The following is a 20,723-nucleotide window of genomic DNA, read 5'->3' as shown; positions in this document are numbered from 1 at the left end:
CGACTCAGCCATCGCGTTATCGAAGCACACACCGCTACGACTCACGGACTGAGCAATACCCAGGTCGCGGCATACTTCCCAAAGCTTCTCGCTGTTAAATTGCGTCCCGCAGTCAGCTAGTCAGCGTGAAACACCAGCCCGTCAGCGACGTCACCACGGAAGCGTATGCGTTTGATACTGAAATTCTCCTTGCTCTGGCTGCATTAATTCGAATTTTTCTGTTCGCGTTGCCTTAAAGCGAACAAGGCTGTCGGGTTTGACAAAAACTCATTATCCATCTTGGCTTGTGCCAACGAGCGGCGCAGACGAGCATTCTTAGCACGAAAATCCGGCTGGCTTAGCCCATCGGAGGATCCTTGGCGTTCACGCTCATTTTTGACCCACCGGCCTAAAAGACCTGGTGCGACGCCAATCTCCTTGAGCTAGATGAGCGATTGGGCGCTGCGATTCGATTACCAGGTTCGCGGCTTCACGTCGATACTCAGGTGTGTATTTCTGGCGTTGTTGACTCACAATGAACATCCTCTGCTACGGACACAAAATCCGCACTAATAGGGTGTCCACTAAACGAGGGTAACATCAGCTCCTGATGTTTTTGAAACCGAAACGTCAGCTATACGGGCTAAAGTCGCATAGCTATCCCCGAAGTGCCTACTTTCCAGGGGCAGGTCTGGGTATCCGCTAAACAAGTGTAACCTCAGGAATGAGTAGGGTTCATAGAGTCTGGACTACACCCCGCCAAGGTGAATAATTATCTTGAAAACAGGATATGTGTTCAACGGATCCTCTGACGTGGACGTTATCGCAGTTGGTGCGGACATCCGTAAATTGCACCTGAACACCTAGTAGTGCAACAATTACGCCACAACATGCAAGCGTGAGAGCGACTACAAAGTATTTAATTGATTCCTTGCGTACTGCTTTTACAAAGAGTTGAATGAGCGTCGATATCGCTACAGCGGTAGAAAAAACACCGTGAATAATAGCGAAGAAAGGAAGAACTAATGCAAAAACAGATATAGTAAGAAAAAAGAAAGCACTTTTACTTGCGTGTGGAGGCAAAGCGGGCAATCGGGTGTTTTGTTTCCTGTAGATTTTGGTTGAATTCATTATTAACCATTCGTTTTGAGAGAAGGGTTGCTGATCTGCTTACCCAGATCAGCAACCCCCAATGAGTCAGCAAGGAATTGCTTGGGGTTAGCGTCCGATATGGATTGAGCAGCCCTTGGTGACTTCGTTGCACATTAGCCATCCGGTGATGCAGCCAGGTGTACATAGAGACTTAGATGTTATCTGTGGTGAGACAGTGTCGTTTGAATCTCCGTCTGCGAAGTCAAGATTGAAGTCGGACATTATGTTCTCCTTATGAAGTGAGACATGGATGATATGTTTTGAGAACGCTATCTTGTGTTGAGATTGCGTGCTCTGTTTTCTATAAAACGCCGGAAATACTCATTTGACAAGGGCATTCAGTTCAAATGACCTGAGCTATTTGTTTGAACATATTCATAAAGCGGAAACCTGTGAGAAGATCGGTTTGGTGATAAGCTCCAACCAGGTATCCTCTAAACCCGAGCCAACTGAATAAAATCGGGATAAGCTTTACTAGTGTTGGATTGAGAAATCTCACGATAGTGGTGAAGGATAAACTCGCCATTCTTTGACGTTAGCCCACCGAAGCGAGGACACCGTAATGATTCAGAAAATCCCCTTGAAAGCTTGGGAATTAATGTTTTCTTTATTGGTGCTCTTTTTGGCTCTATTTTACGTTTCTATAGCGTTTGATGGGGGACTGCATAGATCCATTCAAGCTGCTTTGGCTGTTGCTTTCGTACCCGTCAGTTTTTTCTGGCGGATTAAACCCATATTGTCTTCATTCTTGATGGTGATGATTCTGTATGCATGGTCCGTTAATTGGATTACCGCACTCCCAACTAACCTGGGACTAACTCCTTTCTTCTTATTTCTTCCGGTCGCCGTATATGGGGTTTCGCGACAATCTGATAGTAGAAGGTGGGTGACTGGCATTGCACTGTTAGCTTTTGTCTATTGCACTATCTCTCCAGTCATGTGGCAATTTGGGACTGACGCAATGGCCTACCGTCGCCTTGAACAGGCCATCTCGTGGCTCCTAGTACAGTGGCTCGCGCTTTCCATTGTCCTGCAATTCGGTCGGGCTGAACGGAAACAAGAACAGCAGCGGGAACTCGATAGAAGAATAAAGGAACAATCAAATTTAGAGAAGTTAAGAAAAATTCAAGCCCAAGAAAGGATACAGATTGCGCGAGAAATTCATGATGTCCTTGCCCATAGTTTGACATTAATTAATGTCCAAGCATCTGCAGGCGAAATAGCTGGGAAAGCCTCTGCCGATAATAGCAACAACGCACAAGAGGAAGCTCTAAAGAATATTCGTAGAATTAGTTCTGATTCGTTAGTGGAAGTTCGTGGGATTGTTCGAGCATTGAGAGATAACACTAGTAAAAGCCAGGAGCAAGGCCTCACTGGGCTAAGCAATATGCATTCTCAATTAGAGAAATTTTCTAAAGCTGGACTCAAAATCCACGCTGATTTGCCATCTCAAGAGGATATGCAGGAACTTGTACAATCTGCACCTTTAATTACTCAATTGGCTGTACGCAGAATCATCGATGAGTCACTGACGAATATCCTTCGTCACCAGGGTGTTGAGACGTCTACGAGTATAAAGATGTTGATTTCGTTTGCTGCTAACGAGCTTTCTTTGGTTATTACAAGCAAATCAAAAGGAAAGAGCGTTGAAGCGTTTGAGGGCTCGGGAAGCGGCTTAATTGGTATGCAAGAAAGAGTTGCCAATCTCGGCGGCTGGATTACTTTCAAGCACAAAGATGGTATGTTCTCCGTAACAGCTTCGGTGCCGATTCTGCCGAGATAGTATCCCCGGATGGGGAAAGCATGAATTATTTAAACGGTGGTAGAGATGAAGATTCGAGTACTAATCGCAGACGACCAGCCGCTAATGGCTTCTGCCTTGAAGACTATTTTAAGTACTCAAACAGATCTTGAAGTTGTTGGCCTGGCGCAAAATGGGATTGAAGCGGTACAGATTGCCTCCCGATGGAAGATTGACGTCGCGGTGCTGGATATTCAAATGCCACAAATGAATGGGTTGGAAGCTGCAAAACAAATCTTAAAAGAGCATAAAGATACTAAGGTGCTGATGCTGACAACTTTCAGCGACGACAATCTAGTGGAAGACGCCCTAGAAGTCGGAGTTCACGGGTTTCTACTCAAAGATATTGATCCTGAAAATCTCATCAGTTCTGTACGTCGAATTTATGAAGGAGCTTCGGTACTTTCTCCGGATGTGGCTAGCTTCGTATTTGAGGAATTTCGGCGAAGATCAACCTGGAAGTATAAACCCACGGATGATGAAATCGAGATAGTGAACTCGCTGACCGAACGTGAAAAAGAAGTCTTAGGACGGGTTGCCTGTGCGGAGACGAATGCAGAGATTGCGGGTGCTCTTTTTATAGGTACCGCGACGGTCAAGACATATGTTTCTCGGCTGATAAATAAATTAGGAGTTCGGGATCGCGTTGGTTTAGCTGTCTGGGCACACAAAAACCACTTGACGAATCCAGAAGAATCATCGCAGTTTTAAGCATCTGGACAACCGGCTCGCTTCATCCTCTAGAATGATGCCGTATTCAGTCGCCTGACGTAGCACGACGTCGTGAAAAACCTCCTAGAGATAGATGCTTTTATCTTAGGTGCGCCGCATCATAGAGTCATGGCTAAGACAGACGGACCAACACCTGCAATCTCATGTAATGATCTACGGATTAGTTATTCAGGACATGTGGTTCTTGATGGTTTCTCGATGGATGTAATCCCTGGTCGGGTCCATGCGCTTCTGGGGCGTAATGGAGCAGGGAAATCTACTTGTTTCCGTATGATTCTCGGTTTGGAAGACCGCGGACAAGGGGATATCCAAATTCTTGGCGCTCCCCGGACTAGAGACAGTCTGAAGAATATAGGGGCTTCCATCAATGGGCCAGCCTTCTACGGCCACCTCTCAGCGCTAAATAATATCCGTGTTCACGCTAAGCTGCTCAATATTCCAGATCTCCAGGCACAGAAAGCGCTTGATTTCGTAGGACTGGGACACGCTGGGAGAAAGAAGGCGCGCTCTTTTTCCACTGGTATGAAAGCGCGACTTGCTCTTGCAACGGCAATTCTTGGACGTCCCCCCATCCTTATTCTCGATGAGCCTCAAAACGGTCTCGATCCGCAGGGGATCGCAGATCTGCGAATTCTTATACGCAATTGGGTGAAGTGCGAAGGCACCGTTTTGGTTAGCTCCCATCAGCTCGGGGAAATTTCTAAACTCGCTGATGACATCACGATCCTAGCCAAAGGTCATAGTGTTTATTCCGGGCCGTTGAGCCATTTTGCCGCAAGAGACCACCTTGAAGAACGCTTCCTGGACATGACCCAAGGAAGTGAAGAATCATGAGCAAAGTAAGGTCTGTGTTCGCTCGATCGCAGAGTGCGCCGAAGGCGCCCGGTATTATTCAAGCCGAAATTGTTCGTACAAAAGGTTCAGCAGTGCAGTGGTTTCCACTGATTGGTCTGTGGATTGGTATTATTAGCTCGACCTTAGCTTTCTGGTCCGCTGAGGGTCATGATGCCTCGGGTGCGCTGGCTTGGCAGGCTATGTACGTCACTGGTATGGCTGCTCCTCTTCTCGCTTTATTAGCTGGTCTGGCAGAAGATAGGGAAAAAGCGAACCGATACGGAGGGACAGATATTCGTCCGGTGTCTCCATATGCTATTCGTGCGGCACGTATCGGTGTTCTCATTGTAGTTTCTGCATTGTTTCACCTGATGAACTTTGGGTCGTCCTGGGCATTAACAATATTGGATGGACGTGAAGGGGCGAATTCCCTTCTTGTTGCAGGTGGGCTAGCGTTTATGTCCAGCATTTCGACGCTTTGTATTTTCAGCCTGGTTGCACGGTATTTCTCTATTGTAATGACGTTATTAGTGGCGGTGGTGTATCAAGTAGCCGGAACTCTTTTATCTGAATCCGCACTGTGGAATCTGCTTCCACCGACCTGGCCAGTGCGTTTGCTTCTACCCGTGCTTGGCGTTCACTCCAATGCGGTCCCTTTGACTGAAGGAGAGTTACTTGCGCAAGAAACTCCGTTGCAAGGAATTGTCCTTAATAGCCTCTTTGCGCTTGTTACTCTTAGCTTGACGGTTTTCGCGCGGGGCCGCCAAAGAAAAGTTACGAATAAGAAAAATACGCAAGCACAACCACAACAAAGCATTTCACCTGCACAGTTTTCTCTTGATTCTGTATACGCTTCGCCTGATTTCTCTGGGCGCAATAGTCCAGACAACCTAGCTCTTGCTTTATCGTCCATCAGGATCGCATTATTCCGTAGCAGTATTTCGTGGTTGTTATTTGCCGTGTTAGCGGTTTTTGGGATGATGGCTATCTTTTATCCAGCAAGCTATATCAGCGGCTTCTATACGTTTTTCGTCCTTCCCTTAGGCGCGGGCCTTCTTCCTATCTTGAGTTGGAAATTGTTGTCTTCTGCGTGGAGAGTCACTGTATTGGAGAACGCTAAAACTCGTGTTTCCTATCTTGTGTGTCATTCCATCTTGCTCGTTTTTCTCGCGATAGTGGTAGGAGTTTTGCATACGTTTGCGGGCGGGAATTTTCCTGAAACGGTGAAGCTAGTCGTGTTGTGGTCAACGACGGGAGTAGTGCTGGCGACTATAAGCACCGTGCTGTGCGTGTCCTACGGTGTTGGCCTCACGATCGCATGGTCAATCTTTATCACGGTATTGTCGGCGACTCTGGGAGGCGATGTCCTGGCTGAATCCATCCTGTGGGTTGTAGCGTTGCCTGCTTGGCCAGAGATTGCTGACACTCCAGAACGGGTCATTTTTGCAGTAATAACTGAATTACTCGTTCTTGGTCTAACAGTGCGTTGGTTTTTTGTGGCACTCAGAAAGTTTGAGCGAAGATCCTAGGATCTGATATTCAGAAAGGTGGTGACCCTAAAACTATGGCTTCCAATTTCAATGGTTTTATTCGAACAGAATCATATGATTCAGACAACACTCACTATGTACAGATCACAGGAAAATTACGAATCAATGGTAGACCGGTTTCTAGCGTTAGAGCGGTAGAGCTTCTCCATCTGGTTGCCAGTAACGACAATCAGATGTCGCGCAACGAAATTGAATTGCACCTTTACAGGGGTTATTGTGCCCGCTCATCGCTCTGGTATCCGCTTAAGGTGTGTCAGAAGTCTGGAGTAGATATTCGATATTCCAAGAAGGAAAGGACTGTTTTTCTCTATAGCCCAATCAAATTTGATTACGACTTGGCGATGCACTTTTTAGAGCAACGAGATCTGAATGCTGCACTGTGGATTCTCAACGGGTGGCCTGTCACAAACCAGGCCGAATCCTATTTTGAATATCTGCTAGAGAAGCTAAGAAACGAACTTAAATCAGCTAGTTCACATTACTATTGGAGTGAAATTGAGGAAATATTCGAATCCATCGACCGCAAATGTCAAGGTAACGGTGCCAACCGGTACTCCAGTCATTCGCTCTGCGTCAGTTGATATCGGCATTCTGGGCAAGGTTGCGAATGCGAGGTCATTGGCTGAGTTAATAGCAATTGCCAAAAGCCAACCGCTCATGTGCGTTGAGCTACAACTCTTCCATGCAGAGTTACTTCGTCAAATCGAAAGGATTATTTCCGGCGAAGAACCTCGCAGGAAAATTTTCCGTAAGAGCGTTCGTACTTTGGTTAGTGTACTTTCACGTGCTGCGAGTCGTGCGACTCCTTCACGTGTCATTGGATCTGTTGGTACGCTCCATACAAGCACTATCGATAGTGTCGGTATCGTTCTTTGCGATGCAGCCATTATCACCGGTTCACGTCGGATGATTTCTGTCAAAGAACCGAATGGTGAGCAGGAGTTGCTCCGGTGGAATCCTTCTAATGTAGTGCTCGGGGAGCGAAGCTATCTCACCGCACCGAGGAAAGCTAAGCTCGATGTTTTTAGTTCTGTCGGTATGAATCCTCTTCTTTGTCTTATCCATGAACTTACTAAGAAAATCATCTCGCGTAAAGATCTGATCAGTTCTGTCCAAAAGAGATATTCGGACATTCCTCGTGAGGTTATTGAGAAAGTCATTTGCCAACTTGTTGATAAAGAGGTTCTCCTTACTGAACAAGATGAGGGGTACTATGTTTATCGACAGGAAAGAAAGATTTTTCGAGAAAATATACATATCTCAGCTGAAGGAATTGATGGCCTGTTCGTTGACGATGCCTCGTCTTTAGATATTGATCTATACCGCGATGCCCATGGAATGCTCCCTGATACTTTTGATTCAGTTATTTCTGACTATCTGGAGCATGGTTTTGAATACGGAGTTTTTGATTACAACGATTCTGGTATTACTGCGATATTTGCGGAGCTCCTTCTTGAAAAGTATGGGGCGGCACGTGTACCCATAACTCATCTTATTCACCCTACTAAGGGGCTTCCTTGGGATGTTATCAAGAGTGCACGGAACTCTGTTGCTCGCCAAAAAAATTTAGATTACCATAGAGCGGTTTACAGTCTTGGAGTACAAAGTGATAATGGGTGGGTTGATCTAAAAGAGGTTGCTGGTATTCTCCCTGTTACTGGAAGAACCTACAGTAATTTAGACTCAGTTGATGTGATCGCCTCTCTGCACGGTGATGCTGACCACGCAGTTTTTTCTATGGCAGATGCCATATCTGGTATTTTTGCCGGTTCTACCACAGGGCGTTTTGACCTTCTAGATAATCACGTGTTGGAAAACCACTATGCCGTTAATATTGACTGGATTTCTAATAAGGTCGCGTTTAACAGCGTGCGGGAAAGTGAAGCTTGTTTCTCGAGAACCATTAACGTTAACGCCTTTACTTCGTCTGATAATGAATTGACTATCTCTGATCTCCAGGTTTGGAGTGATGGGGCTGATATTTACGTCTGTGACGCAGCGGGAGATCCTGTTGAGTTTCAGCCTACCTCGATGGCGGGGGTGGGAGCTTTTCCAGAGTGGCTCATGCAAATAGCTATTGCAGGAACGGCACACACTCCGGATATTAACTGGTCATGGGGAGAGATTGAAAACAATGTTGATTATTTACCCGGGGTTCGATACGGATCTCTTATCCTGTCTCGACCTGCGCACCGGTATACTGGCAGCAGCGATCCTAAAGATTTTAATAACTGGGCATACATGCACAATATTCCTGAGTGGATTCGTATCGGTAGTTCAGATAAGAAGATTCTTATTAACAGGTCCGCGGATAATTATAGCGAGCTTCTCTATAGTGAGCTTCAGCGCGGAGACGGGTGGATCTATTCCACGTTTACCGAAGAGCTAACGCCCTTTTCTTCAAACAGCGAAGGGGAAAAAATCTACTCTGAAATCAGTCGTTCTTTTGTTGTTGAGGGATCACAGTCCTCGAGGATTCAGCAAAGAGACACCGCCCGAAAGCTGCCAGTTGTGATTCGGAGTAGCCAGACGAAAGAGATCATTCCTACAGTAACCGATTATGCCAATTTGGTTCTGATCCCTCGTGACGGGTTTTATGGGCGCGTCTTAACTACCCTGTTTGGTCACAACCCGCTGTCTAGTGGCATGTATTTTATTAGGTATCCATCATCTTCTGGTAAGTCTTCTATTCGTTTGCGCTTCTTGCGTGATTCCGAGACTACATTGGCACTGCGAGCTGCGATAGCGGCTATGACCGAGAGTGGCCTGTTTCTCGATATTGTTGAAGAACCGCACAGCTTTGAATTCGAGCGTTATGGCGGAGAGCGTATTTTTTCCCTTTTTCGACGACTAGCCATGCTCGAAAGCCTGTTAGTCGTAGAGATCGCTTCGTCATTCAAAGATGCGGTGGTTCCCGCTGAGAGCCATTTACATTTTCTCGATTGGTGGTTGGATCTTTTCCCCGGCTACAGGGAAGAAGTTATCGCTTTTTCTACTGATAACCAGGTTTTTGAGGCACCCACCAAGAAAGAAGCCTCCCTGATTGCTCGCGTTATAGGAGAAGAAAACATTACTAGCGTTATTCCGGAGGATCTATCTCTTTCTATGAGAGAAATAGCTCAAAGAATACTCGAATTTCCACTGAATCCGTATGAACTGCACTCAGCTGCACACTTGTTTTGCAATCGGCTGGGAATTACGGCTGACCGAGAGAAAGCACTCTGGCTTGCACTCAACAAAGTTGAAAGGAAGAAGAATTATGACCGCCTCCGGATCTAATGCACTAACTATTGATCTTGAAGCAGCGACTAGGCATCTTTTTGAAGGATTGAATTCTCGACGCCGAATGGAGCTAATTGAGCACACCCCCTTTTCCATGATCGATGGCGTGCTGGGAGATGCTTATACTATTTCCAGTATTTACCACTACACACAGGATGACTCATGGTGGAACCTTTTTCTCAAGCGCATCCAAGCTCTTATCGATGTTCTTCGTAGCCACCGCTTTGATGCTGAAGGGCTTTTAGGAGGGCTAAGTGGGCTTGCATACCTCTTGCATGTTTCCAAGCGGTCAGACGGAGAATTTAATAATGCGATATCTAGTTTGGCGGATCGTATCACGACACTGGCGGAACGACGCATGTGGAAAGTGCGTAATAGCATTGGTGTGAGCCGTGAAGATTATGATTTCTCGACCGGATTGGCAGGTACCGCGCACTTCCTTTTTTCTGTCGGAGGACAAGGGTACCCTATCGCTCGGAAAATTTGCGATGGCTTTCTTGAAAGGGCACGGCAACCTTTCCCAGATTCTTTTTGGACCTGTGCTGGCGATTTGGGCGAACGAATGATTGAGAACAATCCGAGGCTGAGTTCTGGAATGCGTGACTTAGGGTTTGCTCATGGCATAAGCTCAGTGATCACTACGTTGAAGCGGGGGTTCGGTGTTTTTCGAGAAAAAGAATACCTTGACGCGGCTGAGAAACTATGTGATCACTTCATAGATGATCTCCAGAGGCATAATAACCAGGGGATCTCTTATTATGAGTATCCTTTCCAACTCGATAAAGGAAAAAGTCTTTCTCCTCTCTCGCGACAAGCATGGTGTTATGGTCTCCCTGGCCTTCAGGTAGCGATTGCGGGAATTCCTACGCTAGAAGAAAAGATTTATTCGCTTTTGGATTATCCGGATTCGTATTTGGACCCCGTTGCTGGTGATTTCGATGGTATGGGGCTTTGTCATGGCATTGCTGGGCGCCAGTATGTTTCTGACCAGCTGTCCTTGCCTGCCTCAGAGTCGTGGCTTGACGGCATGAAACTCCACATCCGTGGGTTTCTCGGCGGTGATCCCCTCTCTACCAATCTTAGCTTTTGGGAGGGGATCGGCGGCACGCTTGCAGTTATGAGTGCTTACGAAAAAGAAATCAACTACGCGCCAGCCTTGGGCGTTTTAGGAGCATAAATGATTCCTGTAAGTTTTTATTCCACAGTCTATCCCCAGGCTCGTTCGGAAGAGCCTAAAATCTCGTTTCGGAATGTCGATGTTAGATACGGGAAAAATGAAATTTTAACCGACCTAAATGCTAATATATATGGGCCCGGTTTGTGTAGCATAATTGGAGCTAACGGGTCAGGAAAGACCACCTTGCTCAAAATAGCGTGTGGGTTGTCTTTGCCTAGCAGTGGTGAGATCTTTGTGAACGGACTTTCTACAAAGGATAATTGGGGTGCGGTTCGTACGAATATGGGAGTTAGTCTTTATTCGGAACGATCTTATCACTTCCGGTTGACTGGAAAACAAAATATTGTGTACTTTGGTCGCCTTAATGGAATTAAGAAAGCGCATACTTTGGAAAAGGTGCAGGTGCTCTCCCGGAATTTTTCAATAGAGCCATTACTTGAACGGAAATTTTCTGATCTTTCTCTTGGTCAGAGAAAAATCTTCGGAATGATCGTTGCTTTTGTCTTCTCTGGTGACATCGTCGTTCTTGATGAACCTACCGCTACCCTAGATAATCAAAACTCACGTGCAGTCAGCGCGATGATTCTATGGGGTGTAGACCAGGGAAAGACAATTCTCATCACCACTCATGATCAGAGTCTCGTCGAACAGTCACACCAGGTGATTACGCTATGACAAAAAGATTAAATATTTTCAGCTTACTTTTGCTCGTCATGTTTGCTGAAATTCAACGCGTTTGTCAAGAAAAAATGACTTACCGTACTCAATTGGTACTTGGTGTGCTCACGGGGTTTGTTGGGCTTGCACAATTTGCAATCTTGGGGTATTACATTAGCCTTGGCGGAACTCCACCTGGACTTGATGAATACGGGGATAGTGTTATTGCTTTCATGATCATTGGCAGCTTGTTTACCGCTATCGCTCTGATGATGATGAATTCTCTGAAAATGCAAATCCAGTCTGAACAACAACGAGGAACACTAGAAGCGATCGCTCTCTCGGGTGCAGGAATTTTTCGGTTTTTAGTTGCGGGAAGCGTATTTGGAATTCTTTCTTCTTTATCCTCGTCAGTCGTTATTTTTACAGCTTTCGCAGTAATTTTTGATTTTGAACTGAATGTTAATTTTTTTGGTTTAGGTATCGCTATAGTTTCTGCTGCTTTGTGCATGTGGCTGATTGGCTTATGTGCTGCTTCTTATATTCTTGTTTCGAAGCAGGGTGAGCCAGTTACTTGGGTGGTAACGACTCTTTTGGCTCTCTTTTCTGGGGTGATGTATCCCATTACTGTTTTCCCTGACTCCATTGTTAATGCTTTACAATATCTTCCAACGGTCGGGATGCTCCACGGGATTCGTATCGCTTTGTTTTCGGGCGCATCAAGCATGGACGTAATTACCGCGCTTACACCAACCTTGTTCACAATCGCGATCTTTCTTCCTCTGAGCAGTATTTTTTGGAAACACGGCCTACAAAGAGCCCGCTGCAACGGTACTCTCGGCACGTACTAATACTTTATGATCTCTAAGGACGACTCATGCTTGATGAATTCCTAACACTGATTATGGTTCTAATTGCCCTGCTATTTTCAGGCGCTCCCGAATCTAACATTCTTACTTCTTCCCGAGAAATGCCATCTGTGGTGGTCGACGATCAGGATTCGATGGACGAATTAGTCGCAAATGGTGGGATCAATATCTCAAACAGTGTTGAGAGCATGGGCAATACGTTCTCGCTTGCTGCTATTGCAATTTACGATCCTAGCGGTGTATCAACCTGTAACGGTGTTACCCTGAACCCACAGTGGGTTCTCTCATCTGCGCATTGCTTCAGAGATGATCGGTCTTTCGACTCATATGTGATTTTTACAGATACTAGGTCTACCGTTGAAAACATTGTTTTTGTTGAAGGTGCTGATTTGGCTCTTGTCAGGTTGTCCGGAGATTATCCCGATGTCGGATGTACTGTTTTGCCTTCGACTCTCCCGGCTGTGGGGGAAGGCGCAAGTGTCTTCGTTATTCGTGGAACAGGTAGTATTGAACAAATTTCATTGACTATTGATGAAACGCAATATATCGCAGATAATCCAGCAGCTGGCTTGGGTAAGCACCCTATGATTTCGCTGGTTTCTCCAGTTTCCGGTGAACTTACGCGTGATGGTGATTCAGGTGCGGGTGTCTTTATTTCAAAGACCAATGGCAGCCCTCAGATTCAAGGCATTGTCTCTGGTGTAGGTACGAAGAAGAAAGCCGTTTTGGTTGAAGATATCTCTAGGCACACACAAGACATTTACACTACTGTAGGCTACTGTTCAATGGTCTAGTGAAGTGTTCCAGGTTTTGTTCCGTGTGAGAAGATGGGAAAACTGAAGTGTCCTAGGTTTTGTTCCTAGGCATTTGCCTTGTTTTCCATTATTGCCTGTGGCAAGTTCTGCTTCCAAAATTCGGTTTCGACCTCGACCGGGGCGCGGTACCCCAAACTTTGGTGGAGCTCGGAGTCATTCCACCAATTCACCCACTCGAACGTCGCGATTTCTACCTCGACACGTCATCCCACCTGCGGGTATGGATCAGCTCGTTCTTGTAAGAACCGTTGACGTTTTCAGCCAAAGCATTGTCATACCAGTCACCAACACTTCCGGTGGAAGCTGTAATGCCGCGCTGGATAAGTCGTTCGTTGTAGACCACGCTGACATACTGCGACCCGTGATCCGAATGGTGCACCAAACCTGTTGTTTCTTCAGCGCACTTGGGTCGCCTGGTTGAGAGCTTGCAGCGGCAGTGCTTTGGTTCGCATGGAATCTGATAATGCCCACCCAACGATCCGTCGGGAGTAAACGTCGGTGACAAACGCGGCATACACGGGCCTAACCCCTATTTGGTGGACATCTGATACCCAGCCCAGTCGGGCTGGAAAGAAAGGTAATCTACCACCATGTCCAGGTATTCCGAATAGTTCAAACGCGATGCCGTGGCCCGTCGTGTCCGCATTTCGGGGGTTAGGCTCGAAATTCGCTGAGTAGGAGCAGTGCGTGGTGTAGCGTATGCGCAGGGCTACTATTTACCACTATTTGCAAGGCCCGCCAAACGAAGGCTTTCGTTTAACTGGAAAACTGAGGCCCAGAAATCTCCTGTTTTTGCGGCAAGCGCATTATCTAGCAGGGATCCGGTTACATCAAATTGCTCTAGCTGAGGATAATAAATTCCAAGTAGATTATGCTCATGGCTAATTTTCTTGTCCAAGATAGAAGCATGCGCCCATTGCCCTGAAAACCGCCTGCGTAGACCTTCTCCAAGGAACATCTGGTATTCAATTCGGCGAGGGGCAGGAATCGTTTTTGCGTTCGCAAGCAACCATTTTTCGCACGCTTTTAATGATTCTTGGCTCCACGGGGTGCTTTGTTTTATTCCGGGGAGTAGAAGGTGCTGTTTCGAATCGACGTAGTTTTTAGCCTTCTGCGTCCAATCGGCAAGATTTACCTGCGAACTTGCCACCATACCGACCCTACCTTTCATAATTTAAGTTAATCTGATCATAACTTCCGGAAAATCGGGGCACTAAGTTGGCGCAGTAAACTGGGGCTAAATGCCCCCGTAAGCAAAGGAACTGTCATGCGCATTAATGAGCACGAATGGGAACTGGTGGAAGGTCTCGATCTGCCGTACCAGGAGGATGAGAACACCACCCATGCGCAGTCACGCCAAGCCCGTGCGGTGCCACAAGTAACCAAGGTCGCCGAGCTAGAAGGCGCCACCGTGGTGCGGTTATCCTTCCGCGCCGGTGACACTATGGCGAACCACAAGGCCCCGCGCCCGATCCTGGTGCTGGGGCAAACGGGTTCAGTCACGTTCACCATCGGTGACGCGGATGCTGGTGAGCCCGTCGATGAAATCACACTCGCCCCGGGCAAAGCCGTGCACGTCGACGAAGGCAAAATCCACGCCTTGCATGCCGACGCCCCGGCAGTGGTCACACTGTTGATCCTGGGCTAACAAGGCCAGCGGTGCAGCGGTGATTGCCCCAGCCCGTGTACGGAGCAGTGCTTGTTTTCACCTTACTGACCTTACTGGCCTTACTGGCTGGAGAAATACGCCAACGCCCGGGGAATCGCGGTAGCAATCGCGCTTGCCGACGTCGGCGCCATCCCAAATTCTGTTTGTGCAGCAAGCTGCGCGGCCCAAGAATGCACGACGACAGCGCGCCGGAAAACGTCGGCAAGATCCGTCTGGCCTGCCTCGTTGTGTTTAGTCTTCGGAACGGCTGCTGGTGCATTCCACTCGGCGAGGAAAGCTCCCAGAATTCCGGACAGCACATCACCGGAACCGGGCGTGGCAGCCCACGAAGAACCCGTATTCACCGACACCAATCTGCCGTCGGGGCTCGCAATCAGAGTGATTCGACCTTTGCGCAGCACCCACGCATTCAGTTGTGCCGCCAGGGCACGGGTAGTGCGCAAACGGTCGGTGGCGTCAGAGGAACCAGAGACGCCAGCGGTACTAGCCGTAGTGGCGTCGTTTGCAGAACCATCCTGATCAGGTGCAGATAGCGCGTCTGCTAAACGCTGGAACTCTCCATCGTGCGGGGTCAGCAACACCGGGCTAGCGCTTGCCCGGTCGCGCAGGAGCTCCCGCAGCTGAGCGCTAGCCGCTAACAACGTGATGGCGTCGGCATCCAACACCAACGGCTGCGAACCGCGCAGTGCATGTTCCAATTCCAAGGCAGCGGAGATATCCGTTCCGCGCCCTGGGCCAACAACCAAGGCTTGTACCCGTCCGGCGGTGCGCACACTGGCGTGCGTGACTGCTTCCGGATGCGCACGCACCACATCACGCGTGAGCTCGGCAGGCCCAAGCACCCGCACCATCGACGGTGTGGCGGCGATGGCACCGGCCGTAGCTAAAATGCTCGCGCCGGGATATGCCGCCGAGCCGGCGCATAGACCAACCACGCCCGAGGAATATTTGTCCCCAGCTGGCTTCGGTTCTAGGTTTCCGGGGTCGCTGCCGACGCCGACTGTGCCATGCTGGAATTCCGGCAATTCTGGTTGTTGTGGTGGTGCCGTTGCGCTGCCGCTTGCCGACGCCCAAGACTGAATCTGTGTCCGCGTTGCGATTGCTGGAACCTGGAAAAACTCGGTGATGTGATGCTCATCTTCACCGCGCTCATCTTCGCCGTGCTCGCCGTCCTCGTGTGCGATAGCGGCGCTTTGCCCAATCGGGTTCTGGTGCGCAAGTTCTTCGGCGAACGAACGCGGGCCCTGTGGTAATTGCAGATCAGCGATCACCACTTTCCCGCACACCGGTGTTGCCGCGTGTGCCAAGCGACCAGCACCAAAGGAGATCGTGACCGTCGCACGCACATAGCTATCTCCGGGCTGGCGCTCACATGGTGCCGCATCCTGATCTGTGTTTGCAGCCGTAGATGTTGCTTCTCGGGCGGCGGTTTCTGGAGCGGTTTCGCCCGTATCGCAGTGCACCCCGGTTGGCACATCAACGGCGAGGACATCGGTGCCCAGCCGCCGCTGCGCGTGGAAGAACTCGGCAATCGCGCCATCTAGTCCGCGACCAGCCGATAAGCCAGCGATCGCGTCGATGATTAGTGCGGGCGCTTGCGCAGAATCAGCCAGTCCGGCCAGTTCACCGGTGCCGAGCAGCTCGCCACCGGCGGCGTGGAATGCTTGCCACGCAGGTTCGTGCACCTTTGGGGAGCCGTCGGCAAGCGTAGCCACTGGTACTGCGTGTACACGGTATCCAGCCAACAACAAGTGCGTGGCGGCAAACAAACCATCGCCGCCATTACCGCCGGGGCCGGCAACTACCACGACTTTGTCGGAAGACTGCGCCCGCAACATATCCAGGGCCGTATCGGCCACGGCAGCGGCGGCGAGCTTCATCATCTCGTCGTCGGCAACCTCATGGGCCAGGAGTGCTTTTTCCGCAGCGCGGATCTGATCAGCAGAATAAGCGAACATAAACCAAGCTTAACCACCCTGGCCTAAGCCCGTGGTGGGAATCTGCACCCAAATGATCAAGCCTGGCAAGTCGGACACCAAAACAGATTGCGCCCCTCGTAGGCTTTCATCGCGATATCCGATCCGCAGACATAACAGTCATCGCCCGCGCGCCGGTAGACATAGACTTCACCGCCGTGCTCGTCGTCACGCGCCGGGCGGTGCATCACCTCCGGGGTGTGCTCATCGCGCACCGTATTAATCTCGCCGTCGACTACGCCTTGGCGCATCAGCACCACCAGGTCCTCCCACATCGCGAAAAACACGCTGCGGTCAATCGCATTGCCCGGAGTAAACGGCGACTGCTGATGCCGGAACAACACCTCCGCACGGTAAATATTGCCCACCCCCGCAAACAGTTTCTGGTCCATCAACAACGAGCCGATGCTGCGCTTGGAACGTTGTACCTTCGCCCACACTTGCCGCGGGTTCGCATCATCACGGATCGGGTCTTCGCCGATCTTGCCGACGGCGATGGCGTATTCCTCATCGGTGATCAGCCGACACCACTGTGGCCCGCGCAGATTCGCCGCCAGGTTGGTGGTGTCTTCTGAGCTGCCGTCGTCGTCAAGCGTTTCGATGCGCAATCGGATCTGCCCCCAGACCTTCTCGCGATCCTCAAAACGCAAGTGCCCAATCAGGCCCAAGTGGATATAGATGATGTGCTCGTCGGACGCGGCGTCGAAGTGCAAAAATAAGTGTTTGCCAAAAGCTTCCGCGCGCTCGAGCCGGGAGCCGTCGACAAGCGCTGCTTCCGTGGCAAAACGGCCCTGTGGGCTGGTGATATGCAGGCGCTGGGTGCCGAAAATGCGGGTGAATTCGTCGGCAAGGCGGTGGATGACGTGTCCTTCAGGCATGCCTCTAGCCTAGCGCTGTGTTTGCACTGTGTTCGTGCTGGGCGCGTATACTATTCATGCGTCATAGATTTTTCGAGGCTGCACGCGGGGGATCCTCGCGAGAGAAAGTAAGGCACAATGGCGCATAAGATCGGGTTTGATCGCGAGAAATACATTCAACTCCAATCGGAGCACATCAACGCGCGACGGAAAGAAATCGGCGGCAAGCTTTATCTCGAAATGGGGGGCAAGCTTTTCGACGACCTACACGCATCACGCGTCCTGCCGGGTTTCACCCCGGACAACAAAATCGCGATGCTGGAGCAGTTGAAAGATGACCTGGAGATCATGATCTGCGTGAACTCCAAGGACCTGCTGCGCAATAAAATCCGCGCGGACCTCGGCATTACCTACGAAGATGACGTGCTGCGGCTTGTCGACGTCTTCCGTGAGCGCGGTTTTTTGGTGGAAAACGTCGTCATCACCCAGCTGGAAGACGGCAACCACCAGGCAGAAGCCTTCATCCAGCGCCTGAACCGCATGGGGCTGAAGGTTTCTCGCCACCGCACGATCCCGGGCTACCCCACGGATGCCGATCGCATCGTGTCCGAAGATGGCTTTGGCCGCAATGATTTCGCAGAAACCTCCCGCGATCTGATCATCATGACCGCGCCGGGACCGGGTTCCGGCAAGATGGCGACCTGCCTATCGCAGATTTATCACGAACACCAGCGCGGCGTGAACGCTGGTTACGCAAAATTTGAAACCTTCCCCATCTGGAACCTGCCGCTCGAGCACCCCGTCAACTTGGCCTACGAGGCAGCCACCGCAGATCTGGACGACGCCAACGTCATCGACCCATACCACCTGTCCGCCTATGACGAGAAGGCCTCGAATTACAACCGCGACGTCGAAGCCTTCCCGCTGCTCAAACGCCTGTTGGAAAAGCTGGTGGGGGCTTCGCCGTACGAGTCGCCAACAGACATGGGCGTGAACATGGTCGGCTACTGCATCAGCGACGACGAAGCCTGCCAGGAAGCCGCCCGCCAGGAAATCATCCGCCGTTATTTCAAAGCCCTGGTTACCGAGCGCACCGAGGAACTCGACAGCACGTTATCTGGGCGCGTGGCCGTGGTGCTGAACAAAGCCGGTGTTGCCGTCGACGATCGTGCGGTACTTGCTCCGGCGCGCCGGGTGGCGGAGGAAAGCGGGCAGCCGGGTTCGGCCATTGAGCTTGCCGACGGCACCATGATCACCGGAAAAACCTCCAGCTTGCTGGGCTGTTCGGCGGCAATGCTGTTGAATGCTTTGAAGCACTTGGCAGGTATTCCTGACGACGTCTTGTTGCTGGCTCCGGAAGCCATCGAACCGATTCAGACGCTGAAAACCCAGCACTTGGGTTCGAAGAACCCGCGTTTGCACACCGATGAAGTGCTGATTGCGTTATCGGTGTCTGCGGCGAATTCCGCCGATGCCCGCGTGGCACTGGCGCAGTTGAAGAACCTGCGCGATTGTGAAGTGCACACCACCACGATTCTGGGACCTGTCGACGAAGGCATTTTCCGCAACCTTGGCGTGCGCGTGAGCAGCGATCCGGTGTTCTGGCGTAAAGGCTTGTACCACAAGGTTTAAGCCTGCGGCTTCTTCTGTTCAGGCCTGGCGTGCCAGGTATTTCGGCACTGGCCCCGGCGTGCCCGGTGTTTCGGCACCGGCCCTGCAAAGTATAGACGTTCGGGGCAGAAACACCAGCGTTTAGGAAAACTTCCGGCTGGTTATTAAAATGCGGCTTATGACTAGCCGCAGCGAATCGCTTGAATCCAAAATCCTGCTGTATTACCAGTTCACCCCTATCGCAGACCCGCAGGCGGTGATGCTGTGGCAAAAGGCTTTGTGTGAATCGCTGGGGCTGAAAGGCCGCATTCTCATTTCCAAGCACGGCATCAACGGCACCGTCGGCGGCACGGTCGCTGCCTGTAAACAGTACCGCAAGCGCACCCGCGAATATGATGGCTTCCATTCCATGTCCTTCAAGTGGTCCAATGGCAGCGCTGACGATTTCCCACGCTTGTCAGTGAAAGTCCGCGATGAAATTGTTGCTTTCAACGCTGCTGATGAGTTGAAGGTTGATGAAAACGGCGTGATCGGCGGCGGCGTGCACCTGAAACCGGAAGATGTGAACAAACTCGTCGAAGAGCGCGGCGACGACGTGGTGTTTTTCGATGGCCGCAACGCCATGGAAGCCGAGATTGGCAAGTTTAAAAATGCGGTGGTGCCGGATGTGGAAACCACGCATGACTTCATTAAAGAAATCGAATCCGGTAAGTACGACTGGATGAAGGACAAGCCGGTGATTTCCTATTGCACCGGCGGCATCCGTTGTGAGATTTTGTCTTCGTTGATGAAAAACCGCGGCTTCAACGAGGTCTATCAGGTCGACGGCGGCATCGTGCGCTACGGCGAGAAATACGGCAACAAGGGCCTGTGGGAAGGCTCGTTGTACGTGTTTGATGAGCGCATGCACATGGAATTCGGACAAGACAATGATCCAAATTTTGTGCAATTAGGACATTGCATCCACTGCGGATTGGGCAATAATAAGTTCAATAACTGCATCAATGAAGACACCTGCCGCAGGCAAGTGCTCATTTGCGATGACTGCTACGCTAACCCTCGTACCGCGCATTGTGGGCGCGAGGATTGTCAAGAAGTTGCTGAGGCCGTCGCAGAAAAAGCGGAAAAGCAGGGCGCGTAGCTTCCTGCAGCACTACGGCGCCGCAGTGATTTATAGCGGACGTTTTATAGCGCTAAGATCTGCACGGCGCCCAGCCCCCAAAACATGGCGTTAGGCACTAATACCCAGAACACGCCCATCCAGGTGCGCCACCGCACGCCGGCGCGGAGTTTGCGCACCATGATGATCGCGCAGATCACCATGCTGAAAAACGGAATCGTCCACGCGAGGATCGGCCACCAGGTGTGCGAGGCTTCAGTACATAACCAGGCCGCTTCGCCGGATTCACACAACGTACCGCCCAGCAGCCGGGTGATCACAAGCGAACCCAGACCGACGATGAACGATCCCGCCATGGCCCAAATGAGAAAACGCAGGGCCTGCCGGGAGGATTCTTCGTCTTTGCCTGCCCGCATATACGGGTCTGGGCTATGAGCGAGTTCGTCGAGGCTGCGGGGATTCTGCGTTAACCGAGAGGGATCGTCATCATAGAGATCGTTTTCTGGGTGCGAAAAATTCGGTGTAGCAGACATGTCACCAGTCTAGGGGCCTGGGACTCATTTGGCTGTGACTACATGCGTCCAGCCACACTAGCCCGGCCGCACTAGTCCGGCTACATTCCGCCCAGCCGGATTCGCCCGG

Annotated in this window: 18 protein-coding genes; 13 read left to right on the top strand and 5 right to left on the bottom strand. The window is 50.3% G+C overall.

From position 1 onward, the window contains the following. Positions 1 to 1,197: 1,197 nt before the first annotated feature. Positions 1,198 to 1,353: a gallidermin/nisin family lantibiotic gene (locus tag ACP8MI_RS10665; RefSeq protein ID WP_147579180.1), complete on the bottom strand. Its 156-nt coding sequence runs from the start codon at positions 1,351 to 1,353 to the stop codon at positions 1,198 to 1,200. Between the two features lie 340 nt (positions 1,354 to 1,693). Here ACP8MI_RS10665 and ACP8MI_RS10660 point away from each other — a divergent pair, with 340 nt between their 5' ends. The 10 genes from ACP8MI_RS10660 to ACP8MI_RS10615 all read left to right on the top strand — a co-directional run bounded on the left by ACP8MI_RS10660 (position 1,694) and on the right by ACP8MI_RS10615 (position 12,827). After that, on the top strand, positions 1,694 to 2,914 hold the full coding sequence (locus ACP8MI_RS10660; RefSeq protein WP_337891830.1) for a sensor histidine kinase: 1,221 nt from the start codon (positions 1,694 to 1,696) through the stop codon (positions 2,912 to 2,914). Between the two features lie 45 nt (positions 2,915 to 2,959). Next, on the top strand, positions 2,960 to 3,643 hold the full coding sequence (locus tag ACP8MI_RS10655; protein ID WP_337891829.1) for a response regulator transcription factor: 684 nt from the start codon (positions 2,960 to 2,962) through the stop codon (positions 3,641 to 3,643). A gap of 129 nt (positions 3,644 to 3,772) precedes the next feature. Next, on the top strand, positions 3,773 to 4,498 hold the full coding sequence (locus tag ACP8MI_RS10650) for an ATP-binding cassette domain-containing protein (RefSeq protein ID WP_284796848.1): 726 nt from the start codon (positions 3,773 to 3,775) through the stop codon (positions 4,496 to 4,498). Beyond that, positions 4,495 to 6,027 (top strand): ABC-2 family transporter permease, encoded by a 1,533-nt coding sequence (locus ACP8MI_RS10645; protein WP_284796845.1) that lies wholly within the window; start codon positions 4,495 to 4,497, stop codon positions 6,025 to 6,027. The genes ACP8MI_RS10650 and ACP8MI_RS10645 overlap by 4 nt, the downstream gene beginning before the upstream one ends. 35 nt (positions 6,028 to 6,062) lie before the next feature. After that, entirely contained in the window at positions 6,063 to 6,629 is a 567-nt protein-coding gene (locus ACP8MI_RS10640; protein ID WP_284796842.1) for a hypothetical protein, read from the top strand. Further along, complete coding sequence (locus ACP8MI_RS10635) at positions 6,589 to 9,327, top strand: lantibiotic dehydratase (protein ID WP_337891828.1); 2,739 nt, start codon at positions 6,589 to 6,591, stop codon at positions 9,325 to 9,327. Before ACP8MI_RS10640 ends, ACP8MI_RS10635 begins: the two co-directional genes overlap by 41 nt. After that, positions 9,308 to 10,507: a lanthionine synthetase LanC family protein gene (locus ACP8MI_RS10630; protein WP_284796836.1), complete on the top strand. Its 1,200-nt coding sequence runs from the start codon at positions 9,308 to 9,310 to the stop codon at positions 10,505 to 10,507. The genes ACP8MI_RS10635 and ACP8MI_RS10630 overlap by 20 nt, the downstream gene beginning before the upstream one ends. Then, positions 10,508 to 11,182, top strand: coding sequence for an ATP-binding cassette domain-containing protein (locus ACP8MI_RS10625; RefSeq protein ID WP_284796833.1), 675 nt, complete (start codon positions 10,508 to 10,510; stop codon positions 11,180 to 11,182). Then, on the top strand, positions 11,179 to 12,015 hold the full coding sequence (locus ACP8MI_RS10620) for an ABC transporter permease (protein WP_284796832.1): 837 nt from the start codon (positions 11,179 to 11,181) through the stop codon (positions 12,013 to 12,015). The genes ACP8MI_RS10625 and ACP8MI_RS10620 overlap by 4 nt, the downstream gene beginning before the upstream one ends. Positions 12,016 to 12,041: 26 nt before the next feature. Further along, complete coding sequence (locus ACP8MI_RS10615) at positions 12,042 to 12,827, top strand: trypsin-like serine protease (protein WP_284796829.1); 786 nt, start codon at positions 12,042 to 12,044, stop codon at positions 12,825 to 12,827. A gap of 733 nt (positions 12,828 to 13,560) precedes the next feature. Here the strand turns inward: ACP8MI_RS10615 and ACP8MI_RS10610 are convergent. Next, complete coding sequence (locus ACP8MI_RS10610) at positions 13,561 to 14,001, bottom strand: hypothetical protein (RefSeq protein ID WP_337891827.1); 441 nt, start codon at positions 13,999 to 14,001, stop codon at positions 13,561 to 13,563. A gap of 114 nt (positions 14,002 to 14,115) precedes the next feature. On the opposite strand from ACP8MI_RS10610, the gene ACP8MI_RS10605 reads away from it, so the two are divergent. Beyond that, positions 14,116 to 14,496 (top strand): cupin domain-containing protein, encoded by a 381-nt coding sequence (locus ACP8MI_RS10605; RefSeq protein WP_284819313.1) that lies wholly within the window; start codon positions 14,116 to 14,118, stop codon positions 14,494 to 14,496. 80 nt (positions 14,497 to 14,576) lie between these two features. On the opposite strand, the gene ACP8MI_RS10600 is transcribed toward ACP8MI_RS10605, so the two are convergent. Together ACP8MI_RS10600 and ACP8MI_RS10595 are read right to left on the bottom strand one after the other, a co-directional pair. Further along, positions 14,577 to 16,475 (bottom strand): bifunctional ADP-dependent NAD(P)H-hydrate dehydratase/NAD(P)H-hydrate epimerase, encoded by a 1,899-nt coding sequence (locus ACP8MI_RS10600; protein WP_337891826.1) that lies wholly within the window; start codon positions 16,473 to 16,475, stop codon positions 14,577 to 14,579. Positions 16,476 to 16,531: 56 nt separating this feature from the next. Then, complete coding sequence (locus ACP8MI_RS10595) at positions 16,532 to 17,371, bottom strand: Fpg/Nei family DNA glycosylase (protein ID WP_284589848.1); 840 nt, start codon at positions 17,369 to 17,371, stop codon at positions 16,532 to 16,534. A gap of 117 nt (positions 17,372 to 17,488) precedes the next feature. On the opposite strand from ACP8MI_RS10595, the gene ACP8MI_RS10590 reads away from it, so the two are divergent. Further along, positions 17,489 to 18,982 carry a DUF1846 domain-containing protein gene (locus ACP8MI_RS10590; RefSeq protein WP_284589849.1) on the top strand — a complete coding sequence of 498 codons (1,494 nt, stop codon included), beginning with the start codon at positions 17,489 to 17,491 and terminating at the stop codon, positions 18,980 to 18,982. 157 nt (positions 18,983 to 19,139) lie between these two features. After that, positions 19,140 to 20,102 (top strand): oxygen-dependent tRNA uridine(34) hydroxylase TrhO, encoded by a 963-nt coding sequence (gene trhO / locus ACP8MI_RS10585; RefSeq protein WP_284589850.1) that lies wholly within the window; start codon positions 19,140 to 19,142, stop codon positions 20,100 to 20,102. A 44-nt stretch (positions 20,103 to 20,146) separates the two neighbouring features. Here the strand turns inward: trhO and ACP8MI_RS10580 are convergent, their stop codons facing one another. After that, a complete protein-coding gene (locus tag ACP8MI_RS10580) occupies positions 20,147 to 20,614 on the bottom strand; it encodes a hypothetical protein (protein WP_049149479.1) in 468 nt (155 codons plus the stop codon). Between the last annotated feature and the right edge of the window lie 109 nt (positions 20,615 to 20,723).

The organism is Corynebacterium sp. LaCa_70, assembly GCF_058182015.1.
This window is presented reverse-complemented; position numbering and strand designations above follow the sequence as displayed.

Coding starts and splice junctions, on each gene's coding strand:
- ACP8MI_RS10665 (WP_147579180.1), bottom strand. CDS start 1,353: ATGTCCGACTTCAATCTTGACTTCGCAGACGGAGATTCAAACGACACT.
- ACP8MI_RS10610 (WP_337891827.1), bottom strand. CDS start 14,001: ATGGTGGCAAGTTCGCAGGTAAATCTTGCCGATTGGACGCAGAAGGCT.
- ACP8MI_RS10600 (WP_337891826.1), bottom strand. CDS start 16,475: ATGTTCGCTTATTCTGCTGATCAGATCCGCGCTGCGGAAAAAGCACTC.
- ACP8MI_RS10650 (WP_284796848.1), top strand. CDS start 3,773: ATGGCTAAGACAGACGGACCAACACCTGCAATCTCATGTAATGATCTA.
- ACP8MI_RS10595 (WP_284589848.1), bottom strand. CDS start 17,371: ATGCCTGAAGGACACGTCATCCACCGCCTTGCCGACGAATTCACCCGC.
- ACP8MI_RS10580 (WP_049149479.1), bottom strand. CDS start 20,614: ATGTCTGCTACACCGAATTTTTCGCACCCAGAAAACGATCTCTATGAT.
- ACP8MI_RS10645 (WP_284796845.1), top strand. CDS start 4,495: ATGAGCAAAGTAAGGTCTGTGTTCGCTCGATCGCAGAGTGCGCCGAAG.
- ACP8MI_RS10655 (WP_337891829.1), top strand. CDS start 2,960: ATGAAGATTCGAGTACTAATCGCAGACGACCAGCCGCTAATGGCTTCT.
- ACP8MI_RS10640 (WP_284796842.1), top strand. CDS start 6,063: ATGGCTTCCAATTTCAATGGTTTTATTCGAACAGAATCATATGATTCA.
- ACP8MI_RS10630 (WP_284796836.1), top strand. CDS start 9,308: ATGACCGCCTCCGGATCTAATGCACTAACTATTGATCTTGAAGCAGCG.
- ACP8MI_RS10620 (WP_284796832.1), top strand. CDS start 11,179: ATGACAAAAAGATTAAATATTTTCAGCTTACTTTTGCTCGTCATGTTT.
- ACP8MI_RS10625 (WP_284796833.1), top strand. CDS start 10,508: ATGATTCCTGTAAGTTTTTATTCCACAGTCTATCCCCAGGCTCGTTCG.
- ACP8MI_RS10615 (WP_284796829.1), top strand. CDS start 12,042: ATGCTTGATGAATTCCTAACACTGATTATGGTTCTAATTGCCCTGCTA.
- ACP8MI_RS10605 (WP_284819313.1), top strand. CDS start 14,116: ATGCGCATTAATGAGCACGAATGGGAACTGGTGGAAGGTCTCGATCTG.
- trhO (WP_284589850.1), top strand. CDS start 19,140: ATGACTAGCCGCAGCGAATCGCTTGAATCCAAAATCCTGCTGTATTAC.
- ACP8MI_RS10590 (WP_284589849.1), top strand. CDS start 17,489: ATGGCGCATAAGATCGGGTTTGATCGCGAGAAATACATTCAACTCCAA.
- ACP8MI_RS10660 (WP_337891830.1), top strand. CDS start 1,694: ATGATTCAGAAAATCCCCTTGAAAGCTTGGGAATTAATGTTTTCTTTA.